The sequence below is a fragment of the Pontibacter sp. BAB1700 genome (assembly GCF_000277005.1).
Taxonomy (GTDB): domain Bacteria; phylum Bacteroidota; class Bacteroidia; order Cytophagales; family Hymenobacteraceae; genus Pontibacter; species Pontibacter lucknowensis.
This window is the reverse complement of sequence record NZ_AKIS01000029.1, coordinates 1-15,978: the sequence shown is the minus strand read 5'-3', so window position 1 is coordinate 15,978 and position 15,978 is coordinate 1. Positions and strand designations below refer to the sequence as shown.

Below are 15,978 nucleotides of genomic sequence, written 5' to 3'. Positions count from 1 at the left end.
AGCCCTAAGGCTTTCCGTATACCTTGTGCTTTGAGCAGACACTCTTCATACTCCTGCTCAGGTATAGAGTCATAGGTAATGGCGCTGCCCACCATGAACGACAAATAGCCTGTTGTAGCATTGTATTGCAGACTTCTGATCACCACATTGAAGTCGAAGTCCTGATCAGGCTTCAGGTAGCCGAAGGCGCCTGAGTAGAGTCCGCGTTTGGTTACTTCAAGCTCTTCAATGAGCTCCATGGCCCTGATCTTGGGTGCACCGGTCATGCTTCCCATCGGGAAAGCCCTTTCAGTGCATCTGCGACCATGCATTCGGGATGCAACTCTCCACTAATAGTCGAGATCATTTGCGAAACCTGCCGGAAGCCGTAAATGCCGAACATTTCTTCGACCTGAATGGTGCCCGTGGCGCAGGAGCGGCGCAAATCATTGCGCACCAGATCCACGATCATCATGTTTTCGGCCAGTTCTTTTTCGTCATGCCGCAGTTGCTGCTGTAGCTGCTGGTCCTCTTCGGGTGTAGTACCGCGACGGATCGTCCCCTTAATGGGCTGTGAGATCAGTTTGCGACCTTCTTTCTTGAGAAAACGTTCCGGTGAGGCGCAAAGCAGGTATAAATCATCGTTTTTCAGAAAGCCCGAAAATGGTGTAGGAGAAAGGGCGTTGAGTTGCAGGTATAGCGGCAGGGGCGACAGCTTCACTTCCTCTGCATAAAACTCCATGCAGTAGTTCAGTTCGTAAACCTCGCCATCCCGGATATAGTCCCGCACCCGCTCTACATTCCGTATGTAGTCTTCCTTCTGCACTCGCTGCTGGAGCTGAAGCGGGGATACAGAGAAGTCCTCAAGTATAGGAGTCGCTAGTATCTGCTGTAAAGAATCTTGAATATTATTAGCTTTGCTGTTGATGATTAGGCTGCTTTTATTAAAGTGAAGGTATAGCTCTGGTTCAAAAAGGAATATGTCCGGAAAGCCTACCGCATCTGCATTGTGGCTGCTTAGATTCTCTATTTGGTTCTTGAGGTCATAGCCCAGGTAGCCGCACCATAGCGCTTGCTTTGCCTTGTGTTTATCCTGAAGTTCCTCGAAGACGTTCTCCTGCTCCCACTTGATCGGCTCTCCGTCCGAAACCGCGATCAGATCATCAAAGCCATGGTATGGATAGGGGATGTCATTGGAGGTATAGCTGGCTACTAAGCTAAACTGCTGCGCCCAGGCAATAGCTTTCTGGCGAAGGAGGACTAGCGAGCAAGGTATATCTGTCAGTGAAATGGTTTGGGTGTAAGCCATGGTATTACAGCTTGTTAAGCGTTTGGAGAGCCAGCTTGGCTTTACCGTCAATGCTATTTTTGTAATCGTGTCCTTTGTAAGCAAGGGCCCGGCTGAACCATTGCCTGGCCAGCTCAGGTTTTTGCTCGTCCTGGTAAATGTAGCCCAGTTGTAAAGCTGAATAGGGAGCAAAATAAAGTGTTGTCTGCCGGCTTGCCTCTATGGCCTGTTCATAGTGCTGTTTGGCCTGCTGCAACTTTTCCATGCCGTGGTAGATACGGGCTTTGCGGTAATAATACTCAGCACGTTCAGTAGGGGCTGTATCCTGCTTCATCGGCATTTGGTTGAGCATGCCAAGGGCTTCCTGGTAATAGCCTCCGTCGGATTGCAGTCGGGCCAGCATCAGGTAGCGGTTAGGCTTTACCTGCTCTTTGGCAAAGCGGGCGGCATAAGCATCTTCCTCCATCTCGGTTCGCCCTGCAAGCCCTATCTGTGTCAAATGCTTTTCTGCCTGCTGTGCATGACCGCCCAGCCAGTGAGCCAGGTATAGCTTGTAGTTGGCTGCCTTTAGGTAGTGCTCTCCTTTGTGTTGCGTCAAAAACAGTTGATTTAACTTTATGGAGTTGTTGAAATCGCCTTTGTACAGGTATAGATCTGCTGCCATGTGATGCAGGTAGGGAAAGGAAAGATAGCCGGCCTGATGTGGTCTGCGCTGGTATACCTGCAAGGCAGTTTCACTCTTTTTGGTCTTTTTAAGCACATGCATTGCTGTGAAAGCATAAAGAAGGTTGTTCGGGTGCTGACGGCTTAGCTGAAGCATGGAGCTGCCAGCCACTTCATCTGCCTCCGGATCAACCAGGTGTAGCAACAGGATCTGCAAGAGCTGCGCTTCTTCCCGGAAAGGATTGTCTCTGGTGGCGGCTGCCTTCAGGTTTGCCATACCTGTTTCGATACTGCCATGCATCCCGACGATGTTGAGCAATACACGGTAGGAGTCAGGCACCGAACCAATCAGGACCTGCAGGGCACCGAGTGTTTTGCGGTTTGGCAGAAAATCCGGGTACTGCCGGTTGTTGGCGCTGTATTGCAGGTAAGCCTGTCGTAAATCCCAGGCGGCGCCCAGCTTATTGCCTTGCAGCAGTTTGCTTAGGGCGATCTGCAGGCGCACTTCGGCCAGGGCATAACCAACCCAAGCAGAACTCTCCTGTAGGCTGCCAAGTTGTTGCAGTCGCTTTTCCTGGCGGGTCAGTAAACCAGCGTAGACCTCCGGGTTTTGCTGAATGGCCCATGTTAGAAAGTCCTGCTGGTTGGCGATCAGGATCGCGGCGGCATTGTCAGGATGATGCAGGAGTTCCTGCTGGATCAGACGGCGCCCTTCTGGTATGCGTAGGCTGATGGATGCCTCGTAGGCCTGTCGCACGGTAGGACCGTAGACAGAGGTCGCCTGGCAGGGAGAGAAAGGAGCAGGGATAACAACAAAAAAAAAGGATGGGCAAACGCCATCCTTTTTCTATATGTATGCAAGCGCATAACGCTCAGCATGCTGTCATTTAGTAGATGCGCTGCTCAACACCAGCCATGATACGGCCGCAGTGCTCGCAAACGATTACTTTTTTCTGAGCCGCAATATCAGCCTGGCGCTGAGGCGGAACTGTGTTGAAGCAGCCACCGCAGGCATCACGCTTCACCAGTACTACTGCAAGGCCGTTGCGCACGTTCTTACGGATACGGGTATAGGCGCTAAGCAGACGGTCTTCGATCTGCTGTGCAGCATTGTCACGGTCTTTCTCCAGGTTCTTTTCCTCTTCTTCGCTCTCGGCTACGATCTGGTCAAGCTCGTGCTTCTTGTTGTCAAGGTCTTTGCGACGCTCTTCCAGACGGTTTTTCGTGCCTTCAATCTCGTTGATCTTCTGCTCGATCTGGTAGTGTGCTTCTTTGATTTTCTTCTCTGCGATCTGGATTTCCAGTTTCTGCAGCTCGATCTCTTTCGTGATGGCGTCGTACTCGCGGTTGTTGCGTACGTTTGTCTGCTGGTCTTCGTACTTGCGGATCAGACCTTCAGCGTCCTTGATAGACTGCTTGCGTTGGGCAATGCTGTCGTTGAGTGCGGCCACTTCATCGTCAAACTTACGAACCTTACCTCATAGCCCTCAATTTCATCTTCCAGGTCCTGAACCTCTTCAGGGAGGTCGCCTCTTACGCGTCTAATTTCATCAAGCTGCGAATCGATACTCTGAAGCTTTAGCAGTGCTTCTAATTTGCTGGCTACCGTACTTTCCATGTAGTTAATAGGTGTATCTGATAGGGTTTGTGTTTACTTCCGATAAATAGACTGCAAAATTAGTAAAGTTTTTGGAAATTGTATCATAAAAAATCTCCTTTGTAAATACCTCACTTTCATAGTGTCCGATGTCAGCAATGAGCAGGCGGTTCTCTGCGTCGAAGAATTCGTGGTATTTCACGTCGGCTGTCACATAGGCGTCGGCACCCTGGCGCAGGGCGTCTTTTATCAGGAAACTGCCGGAGCCACCACAAACCGCTACCCGCTTGATTTTTTTATCACCCACCGGGGTATAGCGAACACCCGGCAGCTGCATATGTCTTTTCAGGTAGACCAGAAAGTCCTGCTCCGCCATAGGCGTTTCCAACTCCCCGATCATCCCGATACCTACTTCCTGATTGCTGTTCTCAAGCAGGGTCAGAAAATGCGCCACTTCCTCGTAAGGGTGCGCCTCCAGCAATGCCTGCATAATACGCTGCTGCTTGAAGGCCGGGAAAATCACCTCCACCCGGTTTTCCTGTACCTGTTCCGGCTTGCCTTTCTCGCCAATGGTAGGATCTGCTTGTTCAGAAGGAAGAAAGCGACCGGTGCCCTGAACCTGAAAACTGCAATCGCTGTACTCGCCAATCTGCCGGCGCCGGCTTTATGTATAGCGGCCAGCACCTCGTCGGTATTCTCGACAGGAACAAAAAAAGCCAGTTGCATCAGGGTATGGGGCTTGTAACTGAGCAGGCGGATGTTATGCAGCTTCAGCTTTTCTGCGATCTTGGCATTCACGCCATTGTGTACGCTGTCCAGGTTGGTGTGGCAGGCGTAGATGGCGATGTTGTTTTGAATGGCCCTGATAATGGTGCGCTCCACATAGCTGCGCCCCGTCAGACTCTTAAGGCCTTTAAAGATGACCGGGTGGTGTGCCACGATCAGGTTGCACCCTTTGGCAACAGCCTCTTCTATAACCGCTTCAGTACAGTCCAGGGTCAGCAGCACGCCTTTTATTTCGTCGCTGGCGCTGCCAGTCTGCAAGCCGGAGTTGTCGTAGCCTTCCTGGTAAGGAATAGGGGCGTACTGTTCCAGCACCTTTATAATATCGCCAATGGTGTTCTTATCTTTCATAGTCTGGTCTGCTTTTAAAACACCAAATTACGAAGTTCGGTACAGCCCTGAAAATTTAAAGTACCTGGAGTTGCAGATAACCTGTGTCGGGCTGGCGCTTGAGCTCTTTGCCATTGAAGTAAAAAGCGGAGTAAGTATAGTCGGTATAGCACTTGCCCCGGTTCACGGTATAGGCGATGTCCAGGGTGTCGGTGTTCAGGTTGTTGAAACGTAGTAGCATGCGTACCCTCGACTTGGTGTACATGACCGGGTAGGTCTCAAAAATCAGGTTATTCACTGTTTCATCAGTGCCGGTAAACAGGTAGTTAAATGGCTCCCCATCAAGTATCAGTTGAATAGAATCTGGATGGATGCCGGCAGCCGGATTATTGAATGGACTGCTGCCCGAGGCGTCCACGAGGTAAAACGAAACAGGGCAGGCGGATCGGAGCGCATGGTGGCACAGGGAGTACAGGCTGAGGTGCCAAGCAGCAGAACGAGTGCAAAAAGGGTAAGGGTACGGCTTGTTTTCATGTGAAGAAAAATGAGGTCGGATATTGCAAGTATTAAATATAGTGTATTCAGGGTATACAAATCAAGTCCGGGCAACAGGCTTTGCTCATATTTCTATACCTTTGTAAGGTATAACTGCCCCATATGACTGTTTTACGCTACCTGTTATGGCCATTTTCGATCCTCTACGGCGGCATTCTGCTGCTGCGGAATCTGCTCTATGACAAGGGCTGGCTAGCCTCTGAGCGTTTTGATCTGCCAGTTATATCTGTCGGTAATTTAACGGTAGGAGGTACCGGCAAAACCCCTCACGTGGAATACCTGCTGCGGCTTTTGACCGACAAAAGAACAGCAGTACTGAGCAGGGGCTACCGACGCAAAAGCAAAGGTTTTGTACTGGCTGATGATAAAGCAACTGCCCATACCCTGGGGGACGAACCCTTTCAATACTACCGCGACTTTCCGGACGTGACCGTTGCTGTCTGTGAGAGCAGACCCGCAGGTATAGCACAGCTGCTTAAATTAAAAACCGCTCCAGAGGTCGTGATTCTGGATGATGCTATGCAGCACCGCCCCGTCAGTCCGTCACTTAACCTGATGCTAACCGACTATGGTCGTCCGTTTTACAAGGACCATGTGCTGCCAACCGGACTGCTGCGTGAACCCCGGCAGGGTGCCCGGCGTGCCGATGCTATCATCGTAACAAAATGCCCTTCAACGCTAGCATCAGATGAGATGATGCGTATAGACAAACGCATCCGCAGGTATAGCCGACCTGACACACCTGTTTTCTTCAGTACATTTCGTTATGGCAACCCGGTAGGTATAGGCAATGCTACACAGTTGTCAAAACGTGTTGTGCTGCTGACAGGTATAGCTAATGCCAGTCCATTGCTGCATTATTTAGCTGACAGGAAATTTGAAGTTGTGCTGCACTTAGAATATCCCGACCACTATAGCTATACCTTAGCGGATATGGAGAAGCTGAAAGGTATACTGGAAGGAAGTGGTGGTAAAGATTTGATAATCATCACAACACGTAAAGATGCTGTGAAGCTGTCAGATGGTATAATTGCAGCTGCGACGCGGGTGCTGCCGATATTCTATATACCGATTGAAGTGTACTTTCTGCAGCAGGCTGGAGAGACTTTTAACGCTTTGATAAGGCAGCATATAAGCGCTTTCAGAGCATCTATACCTATCGCTGGGGATAAAAATTAAACTAAAACACCTTATACTTCATAGCAGTACGTATATGGGTTGCACGAAAATCACTAATTTTGGCTTGTGAAAAGTAAGCTCTTAGCAGTAATATGGCTCCTGGTGGGTCTGGCTGGTGCCCAGCAGGCACAGTCCCAGATCGTTGACGACACAACAAAAGTGCTCTACAGCCCTAGAACAACACTTCAGTTGTTTGAAAACGATGTGCTGGAAGGACGGTATCTGTTGCAGCGTATTGATACCAGCATCAACAACATGCACAATGAGCGCTTCTGGTACCATGATACAGCGCATTATCAGCACCTGGGTAATGTGGGCACGGCATCCAAGGCTATTCTTTTCAGAGCCCCAAATAAGATTGGCGCACGACTCGGCAAAAACGTGTTTGACCGCTATGCTTACGATCCGCATCGCGTCAATTACTATAATACTCGTTCACCGTACTCTCACATTTTCTATGTGCAGGGACAGCGGGGAGAACAGGTATTTGAAGCGACGCATACCCGCAACATTACGCCCGGCTGGAATGCAGGCGTAGCTTATCAGATCATTTCCGGCAACCGACAGATAGGTGTATCCAACCTGCGTCGCGATGGCTACCTGAGTAGCCAGGCAGTGAAGGCTTTTACGCATTATCGGTCCGAGAATGAAAAATATGACCTGTTTGCTAATTTCACCCACCTCAATCACGAGCAGATTGAATTTGGCGGAATTATACCCGGAGAGGCTAACCGGTTTCTGTTTCAGCAGGCGCTCACCTACCTGAACCAAGCCTCTACACGGGAGTTCCGCAGTAACTATCACCTGATGCACATTTACAAGCTGGCCGGGGAGAACCTGAAGCTATTCCACAGCTTCGACTGGGGGCGTCAGCGCGATATTTTCCAGGATGATGCTATTCAGCGTCAGAACAACGGTGAGCCAGTGTTTTACCCAAGAGTTCTCACACCGCTCACCCGAACCGATGACCGTACCGCTTACCGTGAAATGGAAAATGTGGCAGGTGTAACCGGAAATAACAAACTCTCTTTCTACAAGCTTACGCCAAGTTCCGTAACTCCAAACTCGACTACAGAGTGCTTAGCATAGCACAGCAGGACAGTTCGGAGCGTTACAATGAAAGTAATGAAAGTCTGAACCAGTTGTTTGTAGGGGGCGAATTGCGCCTGATGTACGGCCAGGCACTGCTGTCTTTTGACGGTGAGTTTCAGATGACAAACGACTACAAGGTAGGTGCTACTGCTAAACTGGGTCCATTGCAGGGGCGTGTCAGCCGAGTGCTACGCTCACCCTCACTTATAGAGCAGCGTATAATCAGTAACCACTTTGAGTGGACCAACAACTTCAACAATTCTGTGACTGATCGCCTGGAGGCTACATTTGCCAGCAAACTAGGTGAGCGTCAGTTTGTTCGTCTAACCGGTCACTTTAACCACATCAAGCGCCACATTTACTTCGATACGGTTGCTGTACCTAGGCAGTATGCAGATAATCAACAAGTGTTTGGAGTTGAACTCCAGCATCACATCCGTTTCGGCAAGATTCATTTTGAAAACTTTGTCGCTTATACGAATACGAGCGAAGCACCTGTCATTCGCATACCGGAGTGGTTGTTTGACTCTAAGCTCTACTTTGAAGGTGCGCTGTTCAGAAATGCACTGATAGGTCAGTTTGGGGTGCAGGTGTATTCTCCTACCGCCTACAGGGCAGACGCATACATGCCTGTGACACAGCAGTTCCATTTGCAGAACAGCTTCAACATACAGCCTTACCCCGTAGCGGATGTGTTTATTACAGCTGATATCAAGAACCTGAACGTGTTCCTTAAAATGGCAAACATCGCTTCCGATCTGACAGCGCCGGGTTATTTCAGTACGCCTTACTACCCGGGCATGCGGACCAGCTTTGTTTTCGGCATTAAGTGGATGTTTTTCGATTAATCTACCTTACCCGTATGTCTTACCAATTTACCAAAACGATACTGCGCCTTCAGCTTCCTTCTGACCCGCGTTGGGTGAACATTGCTGAGAAAAACATTGAAGAAATATTAGTAGACCACGCTTACTGCGAGCAGAAAGCAGCTACCTCTGGTATATCCCTCATTGTGAAGTACCCTGACAAGACTCGCCTTGTGGAAGAGATGACGGACCTGGTGGCAGAGGAGTGGAGCCACTTTGAGCGCGTGCTGGCAGAACTGAAGAAGCGTGGTTGGGGGCTGGGTCGTAACCGGCCTGACGAGTATGTGGTGGAATTGACCAAACACATCAGGAAAGGCGGCCAGCGGGAGCGCCAACTGATGGATCACTTGCTGGTGAATGCTCTGATTGAGGCTCGCAGCTGCGAACGTTTCAAACTTCTCTGGAAAAATATACAGGACGAAGAGCTCCAGAAGTTTTACTACGAGCTCATGGTCTCAGAAGCGGGGCACTACGTAAGTTTTGTGAAGCTTGCCAAGGAGTATATGCCAGCAGACGTAGTGGATGCCCGCCTGAATGAACTACTCGAAATAGAAGCAAATATCATCCGAAATCTGGAACCCCGACCAGATAGGATGCATTAAATTAATATTAATCAGAATTTTTCATTGTTTGGCCACCTGATTAGATCTATTTGCCTTATTTTGTTTAATTTATTATAGTTTAGTTAATACTTATTCCTTTGGTAGGAGTATACTCTATGTAAGTATCACTTCTCAAATCGAATAATTATGAAACAAGCTTACTGTATTTTTTTTGCTCTGCTTATAGTATGTATAAGCGGTGGACAAGTTTTAGCACAAGGTAAAAGCCGGATTGGAAAGGCTGCTGAAGTTTCTCAACTCTACAAGAGTAAAGCCAACTTAAAACAATCTCAGCGATCCGCTTCTCATGAGGTGCGCCATCAGCTCCCTGGTAACAAATCCATTTCGTTGTCAATCAGCAAGAGTAAAACTGAAAAGGACGGCGAGATTTTTTACGGGAAAGTTTCCAATGTTCCTAATAGTAACTTCTTCCTGAAAGTGTTGGGCAATCGGGTAACAGGCGATGTAATAATGCCTGATCAGAAACGCTATTATCGCTTTACGACAGTGCTGAACGGTGATGTATACCTGCAGGAAGAGGACATTGATAAGGTGCTTTGTGTTGACTTCATGCGGCATCAGAGTGTTGAGTCTGGCCGTCATGAGAACTCCTTAGGCGCTGCTGCAATACAGGTTCCAAACCTCGAAAGTCTGCCTGGGGCCACAGCCGTTGTGCTGCTTGACTATGATGGGCATTATGTCGACGGCACACTTTGGAACCAAGTATTCAACGGCGGTAACCCTATAGACGCACTGCCTATGAACTACAGCGAGTCAGAGATAGAGGCCATGTGGGCCCTCATCAGTGCAGATTTCAGCGCATTTGATGTCAATATCACGACTAGTGAGGAAGTCTTTAATCGGGCGCCAGTCAACAGACGGGGCAGAGTCATTTTCACGCCGACTAATTATTTTTCACCTGGTGATGGTGGGCGTGCTTACATTGGATCTTTTAATTTTGGCGGTGATATATGGGGAGAGACACCCAGTTTCGTCTGGAACACAGGTGTCGTAAATGGTGGCAACACGGCTTCCCATGAGATTGGGCATATGTTGCACCTGTTGCACGATGGCAGAACTTCGCCTGCAGAAGAATACTATTATGGAAACGGGAGTTGGGCACCTATTATGGGAGCAGCCTTTATTCCATTCGCTCAGTGGAGTAAGGGGGATTACCCATTTGCCAATAACACAGAGGATGACCTGCATATAATTGCCACTCGCAATGGCTTCGGTTATCGCACTGACGATCATGGTGACCATCATGAAGCGGCTTCTGCTGTGGTGACAGATGGAACAGGGGCAGTTGCACCGGCTTCAAACAAAGGGAACATCAGCAATTCAGATGATATAGATGTATTTTCATTTGAAACCTCAGGTGGTTTGGTTACGCTGCAGGTACAGCCAACTGCAGAACATTCCAACCTGAACCCTCTGCTTGTGCTGCGCAGCGAAAGCGGTCAGGTAATTCGAGTGCAGGATGTAGGGCAACCTGCTGTCAGTATTGAAGAGGAACTTCAATCTGGCAGGTATTTTCTGTCGATTGAGGGGGGGACCTCCGTCTACGGCGCATATTCTAAATATGGATCACTTGGGGAGTATACCATTAGTGGGTACATACCCGTTGTTACTCCTGCTGTAGCAGTAGATTTAGTTTCTCCGGCAAGTGGTACTTATTTTAAAGCTGACGCTTCTGTGGATCTTGTTGTAGCGCTCGATATTCCAGACAACACCTCTATTCAAAGGGTTGTTTACTACCAGGGAAATAAAGTATTGGGCACTTCCAGCAAAGCTCCCTATACTTTCCATTGGAAAGGTATAGGAAAGGGAACGTATGAAGTATACGCTGTAGCAGTTAATCAGCAGGGGGAAACATATGCTTCGGATCCTATCAGTATCACGGTTGTAAATGGTTACGGGGGAGGTAACAGGAATAGCTGTGAGCTTCCGGATTGGCGGCCTGATTTTATGTATGTGGCTGGAGCACTTGCTTCATTAAATGGCAACACTTACGAAGCCCAGCGCACCTCAACTGGAAGCAACCCATCGCAAAATAGTCATGCAAAGGGTGACTGGAAATACAGAGGTCCATGCCGTGGAGCAATTGCTTCAAACAAGTCTTCTTCTAAAGCTACAGCGGCATTTTCATCAGACGACATCCTGGTATATCCTAACCCGGCCAGGAACAGAGGCGTTTTGCAGGTAGAGCTGCCTGAAGTACTAACTACAGCACAGGTCACGCTGCAGGAAGTAGGCACAGGGGCCAGGTTAATGGAAAGCAATTACCGCCACGTGTCTAAGATACCGATTCAACTAAATAAGCTTCCTCATGGTTACTATGTGCTCCGAATTGTATCAGACAATCAGGTGTGGACCAGAAAAGTTATCATAAATCCATAGACTGACACTATAGATCAGATGCTATTATAATTGGAGACCCTACAGTTACAGGTTGTCGTAGACCTGTAGCTGTAGGGTCTTATGTTGTTCTAGATCACGTCTTCTGCTTTTTCTTTTTAGCTGCCGGGAAGAGGATATTGTTCAGGATAAGCCTATAACCGGGTGAGTTAGGATGCAGGGCCAGGTCGGTAGGGTCTTCGCCTACCAGGTGCTGGTAGTCTTCCGGGTCATGGCCGCCATAGAAGGTCCAGGTGCCACGGGCGAAGGTGCCGTGCATATAGCGTATTTCGCCTACTTCCTTGTTTTCACCCATCACCACTACTTCTGGTTTGACCAGACTTTTGCGGAAGGCAGTTGTCTGACCCATAAACCTTTGATGGTTTTGGCGTGGTTTTGCGTCAGCATAGTAGGTATAGGGTCCCACTTGGCTGAAAAGGTGAAGAGTTGAAAGAAATCGTTTGGCTCTGTCAGACCGCGCTCCTGTGGCTGCATGTCAATATTGGAGTACTCATACTCAAGCGGGTTGCGCACCAGCGAGAAATCTTTGAATGCAAAGGTTTTACTGAAATCCAGTTTACTTTGCGCATTGGGATCAGCACCGTCGCCGTCGTACATCGACTCAATAAAGTCCACGCCTTCTGCCGCCAGGGCTATGTCATAGGTGTCGGTGGCCGAGCACATGGCAAATAAAAAGCCGCCTCCGGCACAGAAATCCCGGATGGTGCGAACTACTGCTCCTTTCAGTTCTGATACCTTTGTGAAGCCAAGCGATTTGGCAGAAGCCTCTGCTTCGCGCTGCTGTTCCTGGTACCAGGGATAATGGCGGTAGCTCGAGTAAAACTTGCCGTACTGGCCCGTAAAGTCTTCATGGTGAAGATGTAGCCAGTCGTACTTAGGAAGGTCACCGCGCATAATCTCTTCGTCATATATCTTATCGTAGGGGATCTCGGCGTAGGTCAATACCAGCGTTACTGCATCGTCCCAGGGCATTTTAGACTTGGGAGTATATACGGCTATCTTGGGTACCTTCTCCAGCTTCATGACATCCATGTTGGCATCCGGGTCGCTTATCTGGGTGAGGATGGTGTTGTATTGTGCATCAGAGATTACCTGGTAGCTGATCCCGCGCACGACCAGCTCGTTTTCAAGCTGCGGGGCATGCTGGAAGGCAAAGCTACCGCCCCGGTAATTAAGGAGCCAGTCAACCGACACGCTTTTGGAGAGCACCCAATAAGCCGCTCCATACGACTTCAGGTGGTCTTTCTGGGTATCATCCATCGGTATAAGTACCGTGGAGCTGAAAGCATGAAAGGGGAGAACCAGGTATGTGATGAGCAGTACAAGATGGCGGAATGACTTCATGAGCTTAACATATGGTAACAAATGTATTGAAATTGGTTCTTTTTTCAGATATTGGAGGTAAATTAGAAACCAGAGGTTCTTCCTTATACTTAACGCAGGGGGGAACGTTTCGCATATAAGATCTAAGCTATGGACCTGTTCGAAAATATACGGGAAAGTATTCGAGCCATCAAAAGTAACCTGCTACGGACCGTCCTTACCGGCCTGATCATCTCTATTGGCATTATGTCACTGGTAGGTATACTCACAGCCGTTGATGGCATGAAGAACTCCCTTAACCAGACTTTTTCGAGCCTTGGCGCCAACTCTTTTGATATCCGAAAGAAGTACAATAGCGGCAGGGGAAACAATGGACAAGGCAGGACTGACAAGGTATACCCGGATATCACCTACGACCAGGCAGTAAAGTATAAGGAGCTGATGGAGGCGAAATCACAAGTGAGCCTTTCAGCCAATATTTCAGGTGCTACAGTTGTAAAAAGCGTAACAGATAAGACAAACCCTAATATAAACGTAATAGCCGGAGATGAATTTTACCTGTCTGGCCAAAACCTAAACCTGGAGCGGGGCCGGGCTTTTTCCAACTATGAGTTGGAGCTTGGTTCCAACGTTGCCATCATCGGTAAAGAGATATCTGATAAGCTTTTCCCAAAGACAGATCCGATTAACCAATATATCTCATTTTTGGGGCGCCGCTTTAAAGTAGTAGGGGAATTGGAGAAGCGTGGAAGCAGCATGGGCGGCAGCGGAGGTGATCGCATGATTCTTATCCCACTCGAAACGGGGCGTCAGATCCCGCAGCAAGGCAATGGCACTCTGACTTACAACATTAAAACCTCCATATCTAAGCCTGAGGAACTTACCTATGTCATGGGCGAGGCTACGGGCGTGATGCGCAATGTGCGCCAGGACAAACTGGGACAGGAGGAATCCTTCGAAATCAGAAGAAGTGACTCGCTTATTCAGAGCCTGAACGAAATCACGGGTTATCTTAAAGTGGGTGGCTTCATCATTGGATTTATTACCCTGCTGGGTGCCTCTGTCGGGCTAATGAACATCATGATGGTGTCAGTCAATGAACGTACGCGTGAAATTGGCGTTCGGAAAGCTTTGGGTGCCACTGCTATGCAAATTCAGCAGCAGTTCCTGATCGAGGCCATCGTGATATGTATCCTGGGAGGGTTGGTCGGTATTTTCCTGGGTATACTCATGGGCAACGGCATTGCATCCCTGATCGGTGATGGCGGCTTCATTGTTCCCTGGATCTGGGTATTTGTTGGTTTAACTATCTGTGTGCTTGTTGGTGTGCTTTCGGGCTATTATCCCGCTCACCGTGCCTCCAGACTCGACCCAATCGAATCATTACGCTACGAATAGTGTATGATAAAGCCATATGATGGTCTGAGCCGTATCTTAGACGAGAAGCGCTTAGTCCCGATCATGAATAACACGAAATGGAATGAGTTGATTGCGGCCATGCTCAGTCTTCCTCAGATTGAACCGCATGTGCGCATCAAATATCTCCATGAGGATGTTGCGCCGAAACATTATGCTCCAATATGGTGGGAGCAACTGGAACACACGGGCCTGGCAAACATTGAGTGGCTGGAAATAAAGGCGATGAAAGAAACCAGTACCGGGCTCTTAGCGCCAACGCTGCAGGCAGACTATACAGATCTGTTTCAGGAGGTGTTAGATAAATATGGCATACCGCATGAAGTAGAGGGGGAGATATTCAGGATAATGGGTTACCAGCAGCTACAATAAGAGATTAAAACAAAGAAGGCGGGCTTAATAGCCCGCCTTCTTTGTTTGTTATACTCGGTGTCTGGTTATTTCTTTTTGGCAGCTGGCTCTTTTGTAGAGGCCGCTGTTTTCTCCTGATCATATTCGCTGTTCAGACCAGCCAATACCTCTTGTGTTATGTCCAATGAGTTGTCGCCGTACAAGATAGCACTTTGGCCTCTGGAGTAAGTCAATACCATTTTATAGCCTCTTTCCTGGCTTAGCTTCTGCAGGTATGCTTCTACGCGATCATAGATCTTTTTCATCTCTTCAGCTTCTTCAGTAGCCAACTGGTTGCCAGTAGTCTGGCTTTGCTGCTGCAACTGCTGCTGACGCTGTGAGAGTTTCTGTTCTGTAGAAGCACGCTGCTCCACTGTCATATTGCCGCCAGTGCGCTGGTAGTTTTGCACATCCTTCTCGAAAGCAGCCGCTTTGGCCTGAAGATCTTTCTCAGCTTTCTGCGTTTTGGACTGGAAGCGTGTACGAGCGTCTTTGAAATACTCATAATTGCTCAGCAGAGAGTCTGAGTTGATGTACACAATATCAGCTACGGCAGCGGTAGCCAGGGTGTCGGAGCTGTTAGCTGATGTAGTAGAAGTAACGGTCGCCTGTGGCTTTTGATCTGTGTTACAAGCAGTTACTAGGGCGCCCAAAGCAACTCCCAAAACGATTCTAGATAGGTTCACAATTAGATAATTAAGCTGTTATTGATTGTTTCAGACTGAAAATATAGGCTAATTTTTAAAATTCAGAATTTTTAATGTTTCAGTACCTCTATATAAGTTTCTTCGGCCTCCATTAAGCCCTGTTCGTTGATGCCGGTCAGTCGTACATGTTTTGTTTCGTTCACCAGTACAGGGTCGTATTTGGCTGCTACACGCACATAATTCTCAGTCCAGCCTTCCATCACACCGTCTTTTACATCGTCTTCGAACAGCACCGTAAACTCCCGGCCTATATTCTGCTCATAGAAGAAACGTTTTTTCTTCTCCGAAAGGATGCGCAGCATGTCCGCTCTGCGGTTACGATCCTTGATGCTTACCTTGCCCGGCATATCAGGAGCCATTGTGTTTTCACGCTCGGAGTAAGGGAATACGTGCAGGTAGCTCACATCAAGTCCATTGATGAAGTTGTAAGTCTCCAGGAAGTCCTCTTCTGTTTCGCCCGGGAAGCCTACGATCACATCCACCCCAATACAGCAATGCGGCATAAGCGATTTAATGGTGGCAACACGGTCAGCATACAGCTCACGCAGGTAGCGGCGTCGCATCAGCTTCAGTATCTTATTGGAGCCTGACTGTAGCGGCACATGGAAGTGCGGCATAAAGCGATTGCTTTGGCTCACAAATTCTATAATCTCGTCTTTTAGCAGATTAGGCTCGATAGAAGAGATGCGGAAGCGATCTATACCTTCTACTTTGTCAAGTTCCTGTACCAATCCGTAAAAGGTCTCCACACGTCCGATGTTAACAGCTACCGTAACCGTCCTGAGCCAAT

General features: G+C 48.5%; 11 protein-coding genes and 4 pseudogenes. 7 read left to right on the top strand and 8 right to left on the bottom strand.

The annotated features are described in order from the left end of the window. The 5 genes and pseudogenes from O71_RS04370 to O71_RS04350 all read right to left on the bottom strand — a co-directional run. Window positions 1-1,288 (bottom strand): annotated as a pseudogene (locus O71_RS04370) (anthranilate synthase component I family protein); the annotation flags it as partial. Between the two features lie 4 nt (window positions 1,289-1,292). Next, window positions 1,293-2,687 carry a tetratricopeptide repeat protein gene (locus O71_RS04365; RefSeq protein WP_007653625.1) on the bottom strand — a complete coding sequence of 465 codons (1,395 nt, stop codon included), beginning with the start codon at window positions 2,685-2,687 and terminating at the stop codon, window positions 1,293-1,295. Between the two features lie 130 nt (window positions 2,688-2,817). After that, window positions 2,818-3,548: pseudogene (locus O71_RS04360) on the bottom strand (zinc ribbon domain-containing protein). A 4-nt stretch (window positions 3,549-3,552) separates the two neighbouring features. Then, window positions 3,553-4,661: pseudogene (locus O71_RS04355) on the bottom strand (Nif3-like dinuclear metal center hexameric protein). 55 nt (window positions 4,662-4,716) lie between these two features. Continuing rightward, window positions 4,717-5,058: a hypothetical protein gene (locus O71_RS04350; protein WP_007653619.1), complete on the bottom strand. Its 342-nt coding sequence runs from the start codon at window positions 5,056-5,058 to the stop codon at window positions 4,717-4,719. A gap of 239 nt (window positions 5,059-5,297) precedes the next feature. Here O71_RS04350 and lpxK point away from each other — a divergent pair, with 239 nt between their 5' ends. From lpxK to O71_RS04325, 5 genes are all read left to right on the top strand, one after another. Further along, complete coding sequence (gene lpxK, locus O71_RS04345) at window positions 5,298-6,374, top strand: tetraacyldisaccharide 4'-kinase (protein WP_007653618.1); 1,077 nt, start codon at window positions 5,298-5,300, stop codon at window positions 6,372-6,374. A 66-nt stretch (window positions 6,375-6,440) separates the two neighbouring features. Beyond that, window positions 6,441-7,463: a putative porin gene (locus O71_RS04340; protein ID WP_040573629.1), complete on the top strand. Its 1,023-nt coding sequence runs from the start codon at window positions 6,441-6,443 to the stop codon at window positions 7,461-7,463. Further along, window positions 7,451-8,314, top strand: a complete 864-nt coding sequence (locus O71_RS04335; RefSeq protein WP_040573627.1) for a putative porin — start codon at window positions 7,451-7,453, stop codon at window positions 8,312-8,314. Before O71_RS04340 ends, O71_RS04335 begins: the two co-directional genes overlap by 13 nt. A 14-nt stretch (window positions 8,315-8,328) precedes the next feature. Next, complete coding sequence (locus O71_RS04330; RefSeq protein ID WP_007653612.1) at window positions 8,329-8,934, top strand: tRNA-(ms[2]io[6]A)-hydroxylase; 606 nt, start codon at window positions 8,329-8,331, stop codon at window positions 8,932-8,934. A 147-nt stretch (window positions 8,935-9,081) separates the two neighbouring features. Further along, window positions 9,082-11,334, top strand: coding sequence for a T9SS type A sorting domain-containing protein (locus O71_RS04325; protein ID WP_007653610.1), 2,253 nt, complete (start codon window positions 9,082-9,084; stop codon window positions 11,332-11,334). A gap of 94 nt (window positions 11,335-11,428) precedes the next feature. On the opposite strand, the pseudogene O71_RS04320 reads toward O71_RS04325, so the two are convergent. Beyond that, window positions 11,429-12,696, bottom strand: a pseudogene (locus O71_RS04320) (asparagine synthetase B). A gap of 129 nt (window positions 12,697-12,825) precedes the next feature. Here O71_RS04320 and O71_RS04315 point away from each other — a divergent pair. Next, entirely contained in the window at window positions 12,826-14,073 is a 1,248-nt protein-coding gene (locus O71_RS04315) for an ABC transporter permease (RefSeq protein ID WP_007653601.1), read from the top strand. Window positions 14,074-14,076: 3 nt separating this feature from the next. Further along, entirely contained in the window at window positions 14,077-14,463 is a 387-nt protein-coding gene (locus tag O71_RS04310; RefSeq protein WP_007653599.1) for a DUF6678 family protein, read from the top strand. 65 nt (window positions 14,464-14,528) lie between these two features. Here O71_RS04310 and O71_RS04305 read toward each other — a convergent pair whose 3' ends face one another. Further along, window positions 14,529-15,167, bottom strand: coding sequence for an OmpH family outer membrane protein (locus tag O71_RS04305; RefSeq protein ID WP_237717703.1), 639 nt, complete (start codon window positions 15,165-15,167; stop codon window positions 14,529-14,531). 71 nt (window positions 15,168-15,238) lie between these two features. Then, a partial coding sequence (locus tag O71_RS04300; protein WP_007653595.1) for a radical SAM protein occupies window positions 15,239-15,978 on the bottom strand: 740 nt, incomplete at its 5' end.